Origin of the sequence: Streptomyces sp. AgN23, from assembly GCF_001598115.1 — a bacterium.
Taxonomy (GTDB): domain Bacteria; phylum Actinomycetota; class Actinomycetes; order Streptomycetales; family Streptomycetaceae; genus Streptomyces; species Streptomyces antimycoticus.
The window spans coordinates 2,492,252-2,510,857 of record NZ_CP007153.1; the positions used below are offsets into that span (position 1 = coordinate 2,492,252).

Consider the following 18,606-nt stretch of genomic DNA (forward strand, 5'->3'; position numbering starts at 1 on the left):
GGAGGAATCACGATGGCCGAGGACCAGTCCGCGACTGAGACCCGCACGATCGTCGGGCCACCCGACGCGCTCCTGGCGATGCCGCGATACGCGGGCGTCTCGACCTTCGCGAGGCTGCCCCGGCTCGACGAGGTCGGCCGGGCCGACGTCGCGGTATTCGGCGTGCCATTCGACTCCGGCACGACGTACCGCCCCGGTGCGCGGTTCGGCCCTGAGGCCGTGCGGGCCGGCTCGAAGCTGCTGCGCCCCTTCCACATCGGGCTTGAGGTCGAGCCGTGGGAGACGCTGCAAGTGGCGGACGCGGGCGACGTCGGAGTGACGCCGTTCGACATCGGCGAGGCGATCGGCCAGATAGAGCAGGCGGCCCGAGGGCTCTACGCGAGCGCCGATCGCATCGTCACACTCGGCGGCGACCACACGATCGCGCTCCCGATGCTGCGGGCGGCCCACGCCCAGCACGGCCCGGTCGCGCTCGTGCACTTCGATGCCCACCTCGACACGTGGGACAACATCTTCGGTGCTCGCGTGGTGCACGGCACGCCCTTCCGTCGCGCGGTCGAGGAGGGACTGCTCGACGTCCACCACTCGGCCCATATCGGTATCCGCAGCACCATGCCGTCAGCGCAGGACTTCATCGACGACAAGGAGCTCGGCTTCGCGACGATCACGACGCTCGAGATCGCACGCCGCGGGATCGACGATGTCGTCGACCGCGTCCGGTCGCGCGTCGGCGACCGTCCGGTGTACGTCAGCATCGACATCGACGTGCTCGACCCGGCCAACGCCCCAGGCACGGGAACACCTGAGCCTGGCGGTCTCACGACCCGTGAGCTGCAGATGATCCTCTTCGGCCTGGCCGACCTCGACGTGATCGGCGCCGATGTCGTCGAGATCGCTCCGGCATACGACCACGCGCAGATCACCGCGCTCGCCGCGGCCGGGCTCACGTTCGACCTGCTCGCCATGATGGCGCGGCCGGCAACCCCCTGGGCCGGCTGACGCCGCGTGGCTCCCTCGCCTGCGGGTAGTGACGCTCGGAGGGGGGCTTGTTGGTGTATGAGGCGGTGGCTGGCCTGGTGTGTTGCTGGTTCGTTGAGAGGCGGGGTGGGCGGGGGACTGCTGCATGATCGGGTGACAGCGGGGCTTATGCAGCCAGGGCTGCGGGTGGGGTCATGATGGTCTCGTACTCGATGGGGGTCAATCGTGCCAGGCGTCTCTGACGTCGGCGTCGGTGGTAGGTGCGCTCGATCCAGGTCACGATCGCGATCCGCAATTCCTGGCGGGTGGCCCAGGTACGGCGGTCGAGGACGTTCTTCTGCAGCAGCGCGAAGAAGCTCTCCATGGCCGCGTTGTCTCCGGCCGCGCCGACTCGGCCCATGGAGCCGGCCAGGTCGTGACGTGCGAGAACGGACACGAACTTCCGTGAGCGGAACTGCGATCCGCGATCGGAATGAACGATGCATCCGGCGACCTGACCGCGACGGGCCACCGCGGATTCAAGGGCTCTCACCGCGAGGCCGGACTTCATCCGGGCATCGATGGAGTAGCCCACGATGCGGCCCGAGAAGGCGTCCTTGACGGCGCACAGATACAGCTTGCCCTCGCCGGTGGGGTGCTCGGTGATGTCTGTGAGCCACAGCCGGTTCGGCCCGTCGGCGGTGACATCGTGCTGGACCCGGTCATCGTGGACCGGCGGCCCGGCCTTGGCGTTCTTGCCGCGGCCCCTTCGCCTGCCGAACGCACTCCACCAGCCGTTGTCCCGGCAGATCCGCCAGGCGGTCCGCTCGGCCATCGCCTCACCAGCGGCACGGGCCTCGTCGAGGAGGAACCGGTGGCCGAACGAGGGATCGTCGCGGTGCGCGTCGAACAGCGCGTCGGCCCGGTATGCCTCGGCCATCGCGGCATCGGTGACCGGGCAGGCCAGCCACCGGTAGTAGGGCTGGCGGGCCAGCCGAGCACCCGGCACGTCACCGCCACCGGCACCCGGTAAGGGGCAGCGGCGGCGGCCGGCTCGCGGACGAGCGGGTACATCATTTTGCCGGAAGGTTCGCCTGCGACAGATACGCCGCGGCCCTCCGCAGCACCTCGTTCTCCTGTTCCAGCAACCGGATCCGCTTGCGGGCCTCGCGCAGCTCGGCCGACTCACCCGACGCCGCTGCGGGCCCGGCGTCCTCGTCGGTGTCGGCGCGGCGCAGCCACTTCGACAGCGTGATCGGGTGGACCCCGAAGTCGGCGGCGATCTGTCCAGCGGAGCAATGCTCATTACCGGTGGATCGGCTGGGGAGGGCACACGCGGAGGGCGTACCTTCCCGAGTGATCGATTGACTGGTATCGAGTAGGCCCCGCGTTGCCGCGCGGGTCGGGAAGGCACGCCCCGTGCTCAGCGTAGTGAATGCCGACGGCACCACCGCCAACGGTTCCTCTCTGATCGACGAGATCGTCCGCGAGGGTGCACGGCGGATGGTGGCCGCCGCGCTGGAGGCCGAAGTCAACGCCTACATAGCCGAGTTGGTAGATCAGCGGGACGACAAGGGCCACCGCCTGGTCGTGCGCAATGACTACCACCCAGCCGCGGAAGGTGACCACGGCGGCCGGGGTAGTCGAGGTGAAGGCGCCGCGGGTGAATGACAAGCGTGTCGACGCCGAGACGGGCGAGCGCAAGCGGTTCTCCTCGGCGATCCTGCCGCCGTGGTGCCGCAAGTCCCCGAAGATCAGCGAGGTGCTGCCACTGCTCTACCTGCACGGACTGTCGTCCGGCGACTTCGTGCCCGCGCTGGAGCAGTTCCTCGGCAGCCCGGCCGGGCTCTCCCCGGCCACGGTCACCCGCCTCACCCAGCAGTGGCAGGCCGACCACGCCGCGTTCATGGACCGCGACCTCACGGAGGTCGACTACGTGTACGTGTGGGCCGACGGCATCCACCTCAACGTCCGCCTGGAAGAGGCCAGAGCCTGCGTGCTCGTCCTGATCGGCGTGCGTGCCGACAACGCCCTGGGCTTCTGGAAGGCCCTGGCCGAGGTGTTCCCCGACACCCGCGAGCAAAGGTGCTGGGTTCACAAAACCGCAAATGTGCTCGACGCCATGCCGAAGTCCGCGCAGCCGGGAGCGAAGAAGGCCATCCAGGACATCTACAACGCCGAGGACAGGCGGCACGCGCAGGCAGCGATCAAGACGTTTGCCCAGCTCTACAGCGCGAAGTTCCCCAAGGCCGTCAAGAAGATCACCGACGACGAAGCCGAGCTGCTGGCGTTCTTCGACTTCCCGGCCGAGCACTGGATCCACTTGCGCACCACGAATCCGATTGAGTCCACGTTCGCCACCGTCCGGCTGCGGACCAAGGTCACCCGCGGGGCCGGCTCCCGCAGCGCCGCCCTGGCCATGGTCTTCAAGCTCGTCGAGTCCGCCCAGCAGCGGTGGCGGGCCGTGAACGCGCCCCACCTCGTCGCCCTCGTCCGCGCCGGAGCCCGCTTCGAACGCGGCCACCTCGTCGAACGTCCCGAAGCCCGCGCGGCATGAGCGATCGCAACCGATCCGCAGAACGCCACCCATGGCTCCGGGTCACGGGCGCGGGAAGCGGGCGCGCATGGCGTCGATGCAGGTGTCCCGGGACGTGGGCCCGCCGAACCGAAGACGGTCGTAGGCCGTGAACGCCGGTTCCAGCGTGTCGAGTTCGTCGACGAGGGTGTGCAGCCGCTCAGACCACTGTGCTGAACCGACATCCGGCTCGTCCGCTGCGGCGCTGATCGCGGTCGTCAGGTAATCCTTGCGCTGAATGGCGGCCGGGGTCACCGAGTGCAGACACACGTACTGTCCGCTGAGATACGCATTCCACTCCGCCTTCCCGGTGACCGGGTCGACCCAGTGAGCGGTGAACCACGCTTCGAGTGGCTCTACGCCGCCCGCCTCGTCGGCGAGAGCGAACAGGTCGGCCGGCACCATCTCAGCACCGTCGGAGCGCAGATATCCCGGAAGCGGCAGACGGTGCCCCAGCATCAGCTGGCGGACCGCATCGGCATCGCCGCCATGGACTGCGCACAGTTCTTCCAGGGCAACGAACTGCGCGCTGACGTATGCGTCATCGGCATCGGTCATCGGATGATCGCCGTTGACTTCGCGGAATCGCTCGGCGAGCTGCTGCTTCAGGTCTGTCTCCGACATCGGGTCGCCTCCGGCGTTACCAGCGCGGGCATCTCCCGCACAGGACTCGGCACGCTACCGGCCGGACGGTTCGGCACTCACCGAACCATCGATGGAATCACGACAGCACGAGGGCACCTCGCCCTCACTCCACCCACCGATCCACAGCTCTTGACAATTACTCGTTCCAGCGTGACGCCGGGCTCACGGTTGGCGCAGACGGCGAAGGACCTGGCCATGGACCTCGAGGACGTAGGCTGCCGGGCACGGTTCATGATCAGGGACAGGGATGGAAAGTTCTCCGGACTGTTCGATGACGTCCTCAAAGACTCGGGGATCGAGGTCGTCCTCAGCGGCATCCAGATGCCACGAATGAACTCGATCATGGAACGGTGGGTGCAGACCTGCAGACACGAGCTCCTGGACCGGACCTTGATCTGGAACCAGTACCACCTCCTCCACGCACTCCGGGAGTTCGAGCAGTTCTACAACCCTCATCGGCCCCACCAGGGCATCGCGAACGCCCGGCCACTGCACCCGCTGCCCGCACCGATCACCGATCCGGACAAGTTAACCCACCTCGACATACGACGATGCGACCGCCTCGGCAGCCTCCTCCATGAATACCGGCATGCCGCATGACCTGCATGGATGTGTTTTCGGCAAGGACAGGGTCGGGGTGGCCCAACTCAATGAGCAGGTCCCGCGTCTCGCGCACCCCTGGAAGAAGGCCGCGGCCAGGCGTTTCTTCCGCAGGCTCCTCAAGAGGACCGGTGCGGTGTCGCAAGTGGTCGTCACGGACAAGTTCCTACGGCGCCGCTCACCGCGAGGGCATACCCTCCGTGGAGCACCGACGGTCGAAGCACCTGAACCAGCGGTTCCTGTCCGCCTTCAGCGGCATCTCACCCCACTTCCGGCCCCGCCACCGTCTCATGACCGCCCCCGACCACCGGGCCGAGATGGGCATTCACCTCGCCATCGGAGAGCAGGTCACTGGCGTCGCCGGTCGGCCCACGGCGGCCTCAGCACAGGCCGGCATCCAGGCCCACCAAGGGCCCCGACACGCCGTCAGACACCCAGGCCCCAATAACGCGACAGTGCCGGTATGCGGTCTCTTCTGCCCGCTGCCCCAGCGTTTGCACTCGTCGGCGCCATCCTTTTCACTCGCTTGGCACAGTATTTACCCCGACAAGGCCCCGCACGGCCGTTTCATTACGGCGCTCCAGAGCCGGATACGGCGCTCACGCCCTGGGAGTGCCCCATCTGCCGGCAAACGCCAAGGGGCTTTACCGCTCCTTGATGAAGGCCGCCTACGGCGACCAGGATGCCCGCGTGCCCACCGCCTGCGGAAACCGACCCGGAGAGATCACCGGCGGCCGCCCGTTCCCCGGTCGCATGGGGAGCGCGGCTCCGTGCTCCCACCCCGAAAGGGGGTCGGGAGCCGACAAGGGGCCTTATGCCTCTCGATGCACAGAGCATCCGAAATCAATGGGGTGAAGCCAGGAGCCTACGGTTGACGACGGCGCGCAGAGGCGCGGTACGGCGCCGTAGGTCTACCGGATCGTGTGACGGACGAATCGGGCACCGTTGACACGTCTGCGAGTTGGGAGCACGAGGGCTCCCAGAGGGCTCCCCATTGCTCCCAGCCGGAAAACGGTTAAGGCCGCCTCCGCTACCCACGGAAACGGCCTCCGACCTGCAAAAACGCTGGTCGGGACGACAGGATTTGAACCTGCGACCCCTTGACCCCCAGCAGTGTGACAATTCTCCTCTTATGTTCCACTTTAAGACTCTCGCAGACCTACCGCACCGTCAAGCTCCATACAGCTCCGTAGGCCGCAGCCGTCAAGTGCCAACCCGGTGCGCCTCACCGCTCGGATTCCGCCTGCCACTCGACCGTCCCGGCCCTGGATCCACATCCGAATCACGCAGCTGCCGGCCCTTGAAGGTGAGCACTCCAGCTCCGCACCGGCCCTCCGCTCCCCATCAAGCCCTTCCGCCAGCGCTACGCTCGGACCGCCGCCCCAACAGCATCGCCACCAAGCGATCACAATGCCCGGGGGCGACCTCATCGAGCTTCGCACTCACAGCCCTGCCTAGCCGATTCGCCGTGAGATCGTCGTCTGAACGCAGAGAGCCCCGGCCGTCGTCAGCAACCGCAGCATCCGACGCGGTCGGCGGCGGTGTGCCAGCCAGGTACGACGCCAGAACCTCGGGAATGGCATCCTGGTGCTCCTCGACCAGCACATTCAACTTCCCCGGCGAGCAGTTCTACATCGCCCACGGGCCGCACCGCGGCCTCGCCAACGCCCGACCGCTGCGCCCATTGCCCACGCCGATCGACGATCGCGCCGTGTTCACCCGCCGCGACCACCTCGGCAGCATCCTTCGCAAACACCAACGTGCGGCACAACCTGCACGGATGAGGTATTCGGCAGCGACAGAGCCATCGATTGCCAGCATGGGAGCGACCTGCTCACCCCGCTGCTCCGGCCTCCCGGCGCAATACACTTCGCGCTAGACCTCACCTCTGAGAACATCTCCAACATGACCGTGAGACCTCGTTCTCATGACCGCGCTAGATGGCCCGCTGGGGCTGCTCATGCCAACGTCCAACTGAATGAAAACGGCATTGATCGGGAGTAGAGTCCCAGGTCAGCAAGTATCGGCGCCGCGCCAGCGGGGGGCGAGGACTGGGACCTCAAGTTCGACGCGTTCGAGGTCGGCCTCGCGCCAGACGGGGTGGTTCGACGCGTGCCAGAACTGTGAGGCGCTCCCAGAAGTCGGCCCCTCGCCAGCGGGGTAGTTCAGCAAAGACCGAACCGGTCCGGCCGGCCCAAGGCGACCGGATACAGTGCGCGAGACGGCAGCCTGGTCAGGGAGAGGAAGCGTGACCGACACCAGCAACACCCGGCCCGCCGAGAGTGAAGCGCGAGCATCGCGCTAGAGCCGACTGCACCGCCTGATGCGCTACATCCCCCTGATCGCCCCCGTCCTGCTGTGGGCCGTGCCCTGCTGGATGCTCCTGCACACCGGACAGCACTGGCAGCTGACCGCCACGCTGGTCGGCGCCAGCAGGATCGGGCGGCGATCACCGGCGACACCCTGCTGGGCACCATCTGGACTCTGTTCACCTGGTCCGTTCTACTCAGCGTCCCCACCGCGCCCACCTCGCCGGAGCCCTGAACGGCGCCGACCCCGACCTCCCCGTCGTGCTCCTGGCACACCAGCCCAAGTTCATCGACCGGGCAGCAGTCGCCGGCGCTGACCTCCAACTCTCCGGCCACACCCACGGCGGCCAGATCTGGCCCATCCACCACCTCGTCCGCATCGACCAGCCCGCCCTCGCCGGCCTCAGCCACCACGGCACCCGCACCCTCCTCTACACCAGCCGCGGCACCGGCTTCTGGGGCTCGCCATTCACGCGTCTTCGCCCCCAGCGAGATCACCCGCTCGCGCTCCGCTCCCCGCACCCGCCCATCTCACCGTCAGGGCGGGCCGACGCATCCACTCGAAGCAGTCCACGAGCCGAGGGATGCGGCATCGACAGACGACCAGGCCCATCTCGCAGCGGACAAGATCCGGACCATTCCCGGGCCGACGGCTCCAACGAGCGATACGTGGCCACGTTTTACGCAGGTCAGCGACGCGCAACGCCTGTACCACCAGCAGACGAAGAACCTGCCGGTACCCAATGGTGGGCAGCTCCCGGCGGTGGGGAACTCCACTGTTCCCGAGCCGCCGCCCTTGACCCCCAGCGTCAAGTGCCAACCCCGTACGTCCCCGCAGGCGTGGACTCACAGGGAATGTGGGACGTGTGTGCGAGGATTCGCGGCGGGTGTTCATTCAGTGACGACCCGAGTGGGCCGGGGAGGGAAGAGTTGTCGTTACGTGACCTGATCCGTGACGAAATGGCCGCGTCGAGGCCTCGTTCGGAGCGGTTGGCGGCGCTGCGGTCGGCGCGGCTGTATTTTCAGCGGCCGGATGAGCCGGGCTTCCTGGTCTCGGATACGGAACAGGGGCCGGTGGTGCCGGTTTTCACCTCCTTGGAACGGCTCGCGTTGTTCGCCGGGCCGTGCGGGTGGGCGTCGACAACCGTGGCGGATCTCACGGAACTGCTGCCCGAGGACGTGCGCGCGCTGGTGGACCCGCTGGGCCCACAGGCGTTCGTGCTGAATACCGAAGCGCTCCAGTCCACCAACGGGCAGGGAGAGCACGATGACGGAGCATGACGGGGGAGCATCGAGCTCCGGTGGTCCGAAGCCGGGTGATGGCTACAGGATCGAGATCGCGTCGGTGCGTAAGGTACTGCAGCCGCTGGAGGAGTCCGTCGTCGCCGCCCGCAAGATCAAGGGCGACTGGAAGTCGCTGGCCGAGACCATCCAGAACTCGGCCGACTTCGACATCTACGACTCGGCCGAGAAGATGCTCTCGTCCTGGGGCTTCGGCATGGGGCGCGTGGCCGAGCACACGGGCACCGTGGTCGAGACACTCCGACAGGTCATCGCCGCCTACATCCTGGCCGACCTGCTGCGCATCAAGGACTTCACCCCGACCGCGGACAACATGGCCAAGCTGCCCTTCGGCGAAGCGGGTCTGAAGGCGTGGCAGGCGGGGTCCCGGCCGAAGTTCGATCCGCCGCCGGAGATCTATCAGGAGCCGTGGCTCGACGACAGCGGGACCGGCGGTACGCAGGACGTGCCCACCAACCCCCGCAAGCGCTACGACGGCGGCTGGGAAGTCGACGGCGGGTCGAAGGAAACCATCGCATGACCCAGCGCGATGCGACAGAAGGTGGCGCGACCGAGCGGATACCGCCGAACGCGAAGCCGTCCGAGGTGATTTACGGCAGCCCGTCGGATATCGAGGACCTGGCTGTCAAACTCCGCGCGTACGCCGGTGCGTTCAAGGACGGGCAGGACAAGCTGGATGTCTTGTCCCTGATGGACTGGACCGGCGCCGGTGCGGAGGGTTTCCAGGACGCGACCCGGAAGCTCCCCAGGGAACTGGAATCCGCTCAGACCTACTTCAAAGCGGCCGCGAACGCCCTGGACGACTACGCCGAAAAGCTGCGCTCGGTCCACAACCGCGTCAAGCCGATCATCGAGGACGCTGACGACGCCCGGGCCGCCTCCAAGCGCTACTGGAACAAGGTCACGGACTACAACGCCGCCGTCGACCGGAAGGACGATCCGCCGCCGGAACGTCCACCGGAGGACGACCCGGGCCTGGCGGCACTGGAAGGCTGCTACGGCCGGCTGGACAAGCTGGAAAGCGAGCTCCAACTCGTCATCGACGCGGCCAAACGCAAACTCGACAAAGCCGCCAAGGAGGCCCCGGACAAACCCCCGGCCCCCAAAGGCTGGGACAAATTCAAACAAACCCTCGGGGACTACGCCGGCGGCACCGCCGACACCCTGGGCAGCTGGTACGACGATTTCGACGACCTCGTCCACGACGGGCCCGATGGACTCGGCCTGCGGCTGGCAAGCACCGCAGACGGCGTCGCCTACGCCGCCCAACATCCCAAGGAGTTCGCCAAGGCCGTCACCAACTGGGACGAATGGCAGCGCAACCCCGCCCGCGCCGCCGGCCAGCTCACCCCCGACCTCCTCCTCGCCCTTGCCACCGGCGGCACCGGCGCCGCACGCCGCGGCACCAGCGTGGCCAAAAATGCGGCACAACGCCTACTCAACCGCGAACGTGCACTGCGCCGCGACGGCAGCGCCCGCAAGCACACCGACGACCATCCGAACAAGAACTGCACCCCCGGCAAGGACAAGTGCACCACCGGTGAGCCGATCGACGTGGCCACCGGCGAGATGGTCATGTCCGCCACCGACATCACCCTGCCCGGAGTGCTGCCACTGATCCTGGAACGGCACTACGTCTCCGGGCACCCGTGCGGAGGCTGGTTCGGCCGCACCTGGGCCGGCACACTCGACCAACGCCTGGAGATCGACGACGCAGGAGTCGTCTACATCACCGACGACGGCATGCTCCTTGCCTACCCGATCCCGGAACCCGACGTCCCCACACTTCCCACCTCTGGCCCTCGCTGGCCACTGCGCTGGGACGGCAAACCGGACGGCACCTTCACCATCACCATCCCCGAACACAACCGCACCCTCCACTTCGCCCCCCTCCCGGCATGCGGCCGAGAGCTGGCCCTGACCGCGATCACCGACCGCACCGGCGAAGGCGACCGCATCACCATTGCCTACGACGAGCAGGGCACACCGACGGAGATCACCCACTCCGGCGGCTACCGCATCGCCATCGACACCGATTTGCAGCTGCTGCGCATCACCACCCTCCGTCTGCTCCACGGCGCAGAGCATCAGCACAGCACCCCCCTGATCTCATACGGCTACAACGAAGCCGGAGACCTGAGCGAGATCGTCAACTCCACCGGACTTCCGCTGCGTTTCCAGTACGACGACGAACACCGCATCACGTCCTGGACCGACCGCAACGGCACGACCTACGCGTATGTCTACGACCATCGCGGCCGCGTCCTGCGGGGCATCGGCCCGGACGGCATCCTCTCCGGCCGCATGCACTACGACGCCCAGACACGCACCAACCGCTACACCGACTCCCTCGGCAATACCACCACCTACGTCTGCAACGAGGCATACCGGGTGATCGCGGAGACCGACCCGCTGGGCAACACCACCCACACCGAATGGGACGACAACAACCGTCATCCCCTCGCAATCACTGACCCGCTGGGTCACACCACCCGCTACCACTACGACGATCTGGACCGCCTGATGGCCATCGCACGCCCTGACGGAAGCGTGACGAAGGCGGCTTACAACGCCCAGGACCTCCCACTTGAGGTCCACGAGCCCGGTGGTGCGATGTGGCGCTATACCTACAACGACCGTGGGGACCGCACTTCCGTTACCGATCCCACCGGCGCCACCACCCACTACATGTACGACGCATCTGGACACCTGTCGACGATCACCGATGCTCTCGGCCACACCACGCAGGTCACCACCAGCGCGGTCGGCCTCCCCATGGCCATCACCGACCCCCTGGGCAACACCACCCGCGTCCGCCGAGGCCCACACGGACTGGTCACCGCCGTCACCGATCCCCTGGGCAACACCACTCGGCAGGGCTGGACCATCGAGGGTGAGCCCGCCTGGCGCGAGGGACCAGACGGAGCCCGTGAGGTGTGGCAGTGGGACACCGAAGGCAACCTCGCCCGCCACACCGACCAAGCCGGACACACCACCGCCCACACCCACACCCACTTCGACCGGCCCGCCACCCGTACCGATCCTGACGGCGCGCAATACGCCTTTGGCTACGACACCGAACTGCGGCTGACCACCGTCACCAACCCTCAGGGCCTGACCTGGACCTACACCTACGACGGGGCCGGACGGCTCACCTCCGAAACCGACTTCAACGGTTGCACCCGCACCTACGAACACGACGCCGCCGGCCGCCTCACCGCCCAAACCAATCCACTCGGTCAAACTCTCCGCTATACCCTCGACCCAGCGGGACAGCCCATCACCCAGCGGGACGAGACCACCGGTGAAGAGACGACCTACGCCTACGACGCCCACGGCGCCCTCATCCACGCCAGAAACGGGGATGCCGAACTGGTACTGGAACGCGACCGGTTGGGCCGCTTGGTCGCGGAGACTGTGAACGGCCGCACCACGACCTACGGCTACGATGCGGCGGGCCACCAGACCCATCGTTCTATGCCCTCGGGCCTGATCTCCACTTGGACCTACGACCCCACAGGCCGCCCCGCAACGCTCACCACCGCCGACAACACCCTCACCTTCACCTACGACGCGGCGGGCCGCGAAACTCAGCGGGCCATGGGAGCTGCCACCCTCACCCAGACGTGGGATTCAACGGAACGCCTGGCGGCCCAGTCGATCTCCTCCTCCCCGGATTACCTTCTCCAACACCGCACCTACACCTACCGTCCCGACGGCTACGTCACCGAGATTCGCGAACTGACCACCGGCACGAGGCACTTCACCATGGGATCGACAGGTCGCGTCACCGGCGTACAAGCTCATGGATGGTCCGAGACCTACGCCTACGACACAGCCGGCAACCAAACCCACGCCACAGCCCCAGCACATGGCTCAGGGGGCGACCGGGCATACAGCGGCACCCTCATCCGCCGTGCGGGCCGGACCACCTACGAACATGACGCCGCCGGCCGCCTCATCCGCAAAGCCCGCAAACTCCCGAGCGGTCAAACTCGCTCCTGGACCTACACCTGGAACGCCCAAGACCAGCTCACCAAAACCACCACTCCGCTCGGCGAGGAGTGGACCTACGCCTACGACCCCCTGGGGCGCCGCCTCACGAAGACAAGCCCGGATGGAACACCGCTGACCTTCACCTGGGACGGCACCCGCCTCGCCGAGCAAGCCACCCGCGACGGCGCTACCACCACCTGGAACTACAGTCCCGGCAATCACTGCCCTCTGACCCAAACTCACCGCGAACTGGACGCCACCCGCCACTACGCCATCATCACCGACACTGTCGGCACCCCCACTGAACTCCTCACCCCCGATGGTCGTTTGGCATGGCAACACCGCACCACCCTCTGGGGCACCTCCCTCCCCACCCCGCCCGTCGGCGATGGGAGCGTCGACTGCCCCCTACGCTTCCCCGGCCAATACGCCGACTCCGAAACCGGCCTGAACTACAACCACTTCCGCTACTACGATCCCGAAACCGCCCGCTACCTCACCTCAGATCCGATCGGTCTCGCCGGTGGCTATGCGCCGCACAGTTACGTTCCCAACCCGTTCATGTGGCTTGACCCTCTCGGACTGTCCCTCCTCGACGTCAGCAAGAACGGCGTGCGCATCGTCGTGCACGAGTACGACGTCGACAAGCCAGCGCACGCTCATGTCACCGGTGGCGGTGGCCGCGAGGTGCGGATCGGGCCGAACGGCCACCCCATTGACGGCCAACCAGAGCTCACGCGCACGCAGCGACAAGCGGTGGAACAATACAAGACGGAGATCAGGAAAGCTGTCAGGAAGCTCGGCAGGCGAAATCAGGCGGAGGAGCAGGCTGAACGGGAGCAACGCGAGGCCGCCAAGAGTCAAACTTGCGGCAAGGGATGAAGCGATGACATTGCATTCCAATGTGGCTGAGTTGCTAGCGGGGGCCGGCATCGTCGACGTGGACGTCGACGATGCCGTCGCGGACGAGCACGTGCGATCGTCCGCGTACCAACGCGTCGTCTCGGTGACCGCCTCCTCGCGGAGCCGCGACCGAGACCGCGCGATTGTGGCCACGATCTTGCGCGACCCCATCGAGATGGTGTCCAAGGGGGCGGTGGTCGCCCTCGTGGACAGGATCGCGCGGAAGGTGACCGGTCCTGCCGAGTTCCGGCAGTGGTCGGCCGAACTACTGCCAGAGATCGACCAGCTCAAGACGGAAGGGAACCGCGAGTTCATCCGCCGCCGCATCCACGACTGGCTGTTCTACCTGTCCATCGAGGACGGTCATACGCCGACACCGGCCGAGTTGGCGGAGGTCACGGACTGGATGCAGCGCTTCCTCGCCGAGCATTCGACATCGCCGGCGGTACTCGCCCTGGTCGCCGAGTCAGGCAGCACAAAGAAGATCCGAAACATCGCGAAGAACCGAGCCGGAAGCCGCAAACAGAGAACGCAATGAGTCGGTACCGGCAATTGGCAGGCGCGCCGACTGCCTCACCCTGTGGGTGCCGGGAAGTATGTCACCCGGACTGACCTGCTGGTTCGGATCTGCCAGGCCTCAGGAGCCGCCAGTCGTTCTGAGGCACTATGCCGGTCGTGGTGATACGGCTGATCTACCTGCTCGCCTGCCAGACCTTCCCATGGCTTGCCCTGCCCGCCCGCTCGGACGCCGCGAAGGACACAGAGATTTTGATGCTCCGGCATAAAATCGCCATCGCGCAACGCTGAAGGATGGCAATATCCCGCTCAGGCTGCTGGGCTGGGCTTTTCCTGTGGATGGTGAGGCAGTCGGAGTGGTGTGGTGTGGTACTCGTTGAGCAGTCCACCAAGTACCTGTCGGCGCCTGACCGCAGCAGCGGGCAGGGGAATGACGTTCAGGTCGTCGTCAGGTGCTCGTAGGCCGAGGCTGCGGTGGGCTCGTCCGGCGTTGTAGTGCTCGGCGTTTGCAGTAAGGACCGTCCGCAGGTGTCGTTCACCGGTGATGAGGAGCCGGTCGGTGCACTCGGCGCGGGCCGTGCGTATCCATCGTTCGGCGAACGCGTTGGAAACCGGGGACTTTGCGGCGGAGTCGTGATGATGGCTGTGCCGTTGCCGGCGAAGACGCCGTCGAACCCGCCGGTGAACTTGCTGTCCCGGTCCCGGATGAGGAACCGGAAGCACCCCAGCCCTCTCCTCGAGGTCCATGAGCAGATTGCGAGCGAGTTGGGCGGCCCATGCACCGGTCGGGTGGGCGGTGACACCCAGGACATGAACGCGCCGGGTGGCAATCTTTATGACGAAGAACACGTAGAGAGGCCTGAGGAAGACAGTCTCCACGTGCATGAAGTCGCACGCGAGCAGCGTGTGGGCCTGGGAGCGACGGAAGGAGCGCCAGGTCTGCTGGGATGCGCGCTGCGGTGCGGGCGGCAGGCCGGAGCGGCGCAGGACGCGCCGGACCGTGGCAGCGGCAACCCGATGACCGAGCCGTCGGAGCTCGCCTTGGATTCTGACGTATCCCCAGGTGGGGTTCTCTCTCGCCAGACGCTGGATGAGCGCGACCGTCTCTTCCGGCAACGGTGGCCAACCGGATCCAACCGCCGTCTGGCGCCACTTCCAGCGCACCAGACGGCGGTGCCAGACCAGCGGGGTGCCCGGAGTGACCAGCCGATGGCGACGTAAGACGGAGGGCAGGTGCCGGGCGAGAGCGGAGAACACGGCACGGTCAGCCCACGAGAGCCGCGGCCGCTCCACCTGCCGGCGCAGCACAGCGACCTCATGACGAAGCACGAGGATCTCGGCGTTGTTCGCGGCGGTCGAGCGGCCCAGCAAGAGGAAGCAGCCCAGCAGGCGGCAGAAGATCAGATAGAGCAGTCGCAGACCCACGATCACCGATCACGCCCACATTCAGACGATCGCAAAGCCCCAGGTCAACCACCATACGGCAATAAAGACACCCTTCAGGCCGGTGCCCCGGCGCGCGGTGTAGTCCCACTTCGCGGCGATGAACCTGCGGTGCCAGGCAAGCAAGGTGCCGGGGGTGACAGGGAAGATCTCGCGCCAGTGGCGCCGGGGCATCAGCCCGGACAGCGCTGCGAACCAGAACCGGTCGGCGGGCTCATAGCCGGACCGATCCGGCCAACTGGCGGCGCAGGACCGCGTTCTCGTGCCGCAGCACCAGCAGTTCCGCCTCCTTCGCCGTCCCGCGACGCAGGAGCACCGATGGAACAGTCAGCAGCTTCCGGATCACCTTGTACAGCAAGGACACGATCACGGAGGACATGATCCCAGCGGACTGATCGCATCCAACCCACCTGCGGCGATGACTTTTCGAGCGGCACAGATGACGAACCACCCCTCGTCGGATCCTCCGTCCGCTGATGTGGCCGTCAGCTACTGCTGTCAGACGCCCTAGAGGCCCCACCAGAAAAATCTGGTGGGGCCTCGACTGGATTATCGCCGAGAATTCCCGTCAGAGACGATCAGGTATTTCCTCGGCTGCCGTCTTGATAGCTTCCAGCCCTTCATCGTCCACCACAAGTGGCGCTGCGAGCGTCTCGACCCACTGACGCAGTTCGACCGCGGATAGCTCTCGCCAACGCGGATGCAAGACAGCCCTTCGCGCAATGACCCCCCAGCGCTGCTGGTGCTGCGAGAGTCGATACCAGCCGGCCTGTTTCTGCGCTCGCCCTGGCGTTGAACTCGAACGCAATCCCGAGATCAAACCTTCGCGAAGGCGATTCAACGCGGATGCGTAGACCGGACTCCCATTGAGCACGTCCGTGTCATCTGAGAGCTCGAACTTGAGCTCCATGCCAGCACGGAGCAACGCTTCCACTTCGGCGAAGTTGTCGAACTCGACTAGTTCCGACATCAGAAGGGGTTCCTTCGATGGAAGAGAACGTTCACCGCAGGAATCTTCAACGAGCCTCTCGTGATCAGCTCATTGGGCTGAGACCCTGGGCCAAGCTCGACACCTCCAGGCATCCGGAAGGCGAACATATAGTCAGCCTTTCCAGCATACATTGGGCTACCAATGAAGATATTCTGCTCAATCTCTGACGGGCTTCCAATTTCCTGGGTCACGTGGACCTTTCCGGCAGAGTTGGCACCAATTCTGAGACTACCGTCATCGGCCAAGATCCCACTGTGCCCTCCCTCGCTCGTGTAATGGAAGTAGACATTGTCATCGACAACGTTCCCGGCATCATGAGTCGCCGCATTACCGCAGTTGTGCACCAGGACCGGCGTGGTCCCCGCCAGCACATAGTACGTGTGGATGCCGCTTACGGTCAGGTCGTGGGTGCGCAGGCGCTGCGTGAAGTGACGGGCGTGCTTGACGGTGACGGTGCGGCCATCCGGGGTACGCAGAGTCATCCCCGGCCTGAGGTCATCGGCTTTGACCCATGCGTGCTGGGACTGGACCCAGAAGGGGTGCGTTGTGGTTGCTATGAGGCCCGCTGAAGGTTCACCAGCGCTGTTGGCGACGGTGAGGTCGACGAAGTTCTTGTCGTCTTCGGTGACGATGGTGCCGGCGACTTTGCGTGTCGTGGTCTTACCGGTGTCGGGGTCGGTGACTTTTACCTTGTCCCCGGTCTTGATGTCCTCGATGGGTTTGGTGGATCCGTCGGCGAGGAGGACTCCAGTGCCTGGAACGAAGCTGTGGCATCGAGTCTCTGATGTCCGCCCTGCCGGTTCCTCGGCCGGTTCCTTATTGCGGCCCCTCCAAGTCTCGACTCCTTCTTCCACCGCCTTTTTGGCGCCACGAGCGATGAGTTTGGCCTTGTTGTAGCCAGTCATGTCGATGGCAGCCTGAGTGCAGGGTCCCAGGTCCCACGTGGCGTAGCACGTTCCTATGGCGGCAAGCGGGTTGAGTTCCTTGAAGCTGGTTTTTGCTACCTTGAGCCACCAGGAGTCGGGCAGGTTCTGCCGCTTCGTTATGTGGTCCTGAACCAGATAATCGACGCGTGAGCCGTATCCAGTGGTGAGCTTGCCGTACTGGCAGTTGTAGCCGCAGCGGTACTGGGCCCTCGCGGCCGCACCTGCGCTACTGCTTCCGCTGCTTCCGCCGCTGGGGTAGTGGTTTTCGGGTGGGGCGCCGTGGCCTGCGTGTGCCGTTCAGAAATCCGTCGCGGCTTGTCAGGCCGCGTATCTGTACTCGTTGCTCAGGCCGCCAAGGACACGCGTACGGAGTAGCCATCGCTTGCTGTCCAGGTCAGTCAACGGCGCGGTCTGGTCGCCGGCGAGGGGAGGCAGTTGCCCTCGGGCCTGGTGTGGGCGATGCCCGTTGTAGTGCTGGGCATAGGTTTCGACAACGTGTCGAGCATGGGCCTCGTTCCAGAGCAGCACGTGATCGAGGAGTTCACGCCGTAGCGTCCCGATGACTCTCTCGCAGTGCGCGTTCATCCGCGGGGACTGCGGGGCGGTCTTCACGGTTTCGATGTCCTCGGCCGCGAAGACCGCGTCGAAGGGCTCGGCGTATTTGCCGTCCCGGTCGCGGATCACAAAGCGCAGCGACTCGAAACGCTCGCCCATTTCGAGGGCGAGGTTGCGGGCCTGCTGGGCCGTCCACTGCACGGTCGGATGCGCGGTCACTCCAGCGATGTGGAGGCGGCGCGTGCCGTGCTCAAGGAAGATCAGCGCGTAGACGCGGCGAAGATCCACCAGGTCGACGTGCAGGAAGTCGCAAGCGATGATGGTCTCCGCCTGGGATGTGAGGAACTCGCGCCATGTCGGCCCGGCGCGACGGGGAGCCGGGTCGACACCGGCTGCCGTCAAGATCTTCCATACCGTGGACGCGCCGATCCTGTGGCCCAGCCGGTCGAGCTCTCCCTGGATCCTGCGGCAGCCCCAGCGCGGATTCTCCCGTGCCAGCCGCAGCACCAACTCCTTCACGGCTTTCGCTGTCGCCGGCCGGCCCGGCTTGATCCGACACTCGCTGTAGTCCCACCTGCGTGCAACGAGACGCCGATGCCAGCCGAGCAACGTCCCTGGTGCCACAGGGAACACCTGCGCCCAGCGGCGCCGCGGTATCAGCGAGGACAATGCCGCGAACCACAACCGGTCCGCCCACTGATAGCGCACCGGACTCGCAAGTTGCCTGCGAAGCACCGCGTTCTCGTGCCGGAGCACGAGCAACTCAGCACCTCTGGCCATCCGCCGACGCAGCAGCACCGCTGGGACCGACAGAAGCTTCCGCGTGACCCGATAAACCAGTGAAACGATCACCTGGACAGGATCCCAACACGCCCGCTGATTCCGTCA

At 66.1% G+C, this 18,606-nt stretch carries 13 protein-coding genes and 5 pseudogenes; 10 read left to right on the forward strand and 8 right to left on the reverse strand.

Annotated elements, in window-relative coordinates:
• Positions 1 to 12 precede the first annotated feature (12 nt).
• Entirely contained in the window at positions 13 to 999 is a 987-nt protein-coding gene (speB, locus tag AS97_RS10840) for an agmatinase (RefSeq protein WP_210564803.1), read from the forward strand.
• 145 nt (positions 1,000 to 1,144) lie between these two features.
• Here speB and AS97_RS10845 read toward each other — a convergent pair.
• A pseudogene (locus AS97_RS10845) lies at positions 1,145 to 2,243 on the reverse strand (IS3 family transposase); the annotation flags it as partial.
• A gap of 133 nt (positions 2,244 to 2,376) precedes the next feature.
• On the opposite strand from AS97_RS10845, the pseudogene AS97_RS10855 reads away from it, so the two are divergent.
• A pseudogene (locus tag AS97_RS10855) lies at positions 2,377 to 3,514 on the forward strand (IS256 family transposase).
• Between the two features lie 42 nt (positions 3,515 to 3,556).
• Here AS97_RS10855 and AS97_RS10860 read toward each other — a convergent pair.
• Positions 3,557 to 4,156 carry a DUF6058 family natural product biosynthesis protein gene (locus AS97_RS10860; RefSeq protein ID WP_059148173.1) on the reverse strand — a complete coding sequence of 200 codons (600 nt, stop codon included), beginning with the start codon at positions 4,154 to 4,156 and terminating at the stop codon, positions 3,557 to 3,559.
• A 216-nt stretch (positions 4,157 to 4,372) separates the two neighbouring features.
• On the opposite strand from AS97_RS10860, the gene AS97_RS10865 reads away from it, so the two are divergent.
• The 8 genes and pseudogenes from AS97_RS10865 (at position 4,373) to AS97_RS48550 (ending at position 14,094) form a co-directional block, all read left to right on the forward strand.
• The gene (locus tag AS97_RS10865) at positions 4,373 to 4,777 is read left to right on the forward strand and encodes an integrase core domain-containing protein (RefSeq protein WP_247204322.1); all 405 of its coding nucleotides are present in this window, start codon (positions 4,373 to 4,375) and stop codon (positions 4,775 to 4,777) included.
• An 85-nt stretch (positions 4,778 to 4,862) separates the two neighbouring features.
• Positions 4,863 to 5,157: pseudogene (locus AS97_RS47220) on the forward strand (IS6 family transposase); the annotation flags it as partial.
• 1,931 nt (positions 5,158 to 7,088) lie between these two features.
• Positions 7,089 to 7,557, forward strand: a pseudogene (locus tag AS97_RS47225) (hypothetical protein); the annotation flags it as partial.
• A 459-nt stretch (positions 7,558 to 8,016) separates the two neighbouring features.
• Positions 8,017 to 8,367 (forward strand): SseB family protein, encoded by a 351-nt coding sequence (locus AS97_RS10870; RefSeq protein ID WP_059148181.1) that lies wholly within the window; start codon positions 8,017 to 8,019, stop codon positions 8,365 to 8,367.
• Complete coding sequence (locus AS97_RS10875) at positions 8,354 to 8,908, forward strand: hypothetical protein (protein ID WP_210564805.1); 555 nt, start codon at positions 8,354 to 8,356, stop codon at positions 8,906 to 8,908. The genes AS97_RS10870 and AS97_RS10875 overlap by 14 nt, the downstream gene beginning before the upstream one ends.
• Positions 8,905 to 13,266, forward strand: a complete 4,362-nt coding sequence (locus AS97_RS10880; RefSeq protein ID WP_210564806.1) for a DUF6531 domain-containing protein — start codon at positions 8,905 to 8,907, stop codon at positions 13,264 to 13,266. Before AS97_RS10875 ends, AS97_RS10880 begins: the two co-directional genes overlap by 4 nt.
• 4 nt (positions 13,267 to 13,270) lie before the next feature.
• Entirely contained in the window at positions 13,271 to 13,825 is a 555-nt protein-coding gene (locus tag AS97_RS10885) for a hypothetical protein (RefSeq protein ID WP_210564807.1), read from the forward strand.
• Between the two features lie 137 nt (positions 13,826 to 13,962).
• Entirely contained in the window at positions 13,963 to 14,094 is a 132-nt protein-coding gene (locus AS97_RS48550) for a hypothetical protein (RefSeq protein WP_282615681.1), read from the forward strand.
• Between the two features lie 18 nt (positions 14,095 to 14,112).
• On the opposite strand, the pseudogene AS97_RS10890 reads toward AS97_RS48550, so the two are convergent.
• The 6 genes and pseudogenes from AS97_RS10890 to AS97_RS10910 form a co-directional block, all read right to left on the reverse strand.
• Positions 14,113 to 15,228, reverse strand: a pseudogene (locus AS97_RS10890) (integrase core domain-containing protein).
• 21 nt (positions 15,229 to 15,249) lie between these two features.
• Positions 15,250 to 15,420, reverse strand: coding sequence for a hypothetical protein (locus AS97_RS48930; RefSeq protein ID WP_349017588.1), 171 nt, complete (start codon positions 15,418 to 15,420; stop codon positions 15,250 to 15,252).
• A gap of 40 nt (positions 15,421 to 15,460) precedes the next feature.
• Complete coding sequence (locus tag AS97_RS48935) at positions 15,461 to 15,616, reverse strand: hypothetical protein (RefSeq protein WP_349017589.1); 156 nt, start codon at positions 15,614 to 15,616, stop codon at positions 15,461 to 15,463.
• A 198-nt stretch (positions 15,617 to 15,814) separates the two neighbouring features.
• The gene (locus tag AS97_RS10900) at positions 15,815 to 16,216 is read right to left on the reverse strand and encodes a hypothetical protein (RefSeq protein WP_210564808.1); all 402 of its coding nucleotides are present in this window, start codon (positions 16,214 to 16,216) and stop codon (positions 15,815 to 15,817) included.
• On the reverse strand, positions 16,216 to 17,142 hold the full coding sequence (locus AS97_RS10905; RefSeq protein ID WP_210564809.1) for a polymorphic toxin-type HINT domain-containing protein: 927 nt from the start codon (positions 17,140 to 17,142) through the stop codon (positions 16,216 to 16,218). Before AS97_RS10905 ends, AS97_RS10900 begins: the two co-directional genes overlap by 1 nt.
• A gap of 339 nt (positions 17,143 to 17,481) precedes the next feature.
• Entirely contained in the window at positions 17,482 to 18,570 is a 1,089-nt protein-coding gene (locus tag AS97_RS10910; protein ID WP_210564810.1) for an integrase core domain-containing protein, read from the reverse strand.
• Positions 18,571 to 18,606 lie beyond the last annotated feature (36 nt).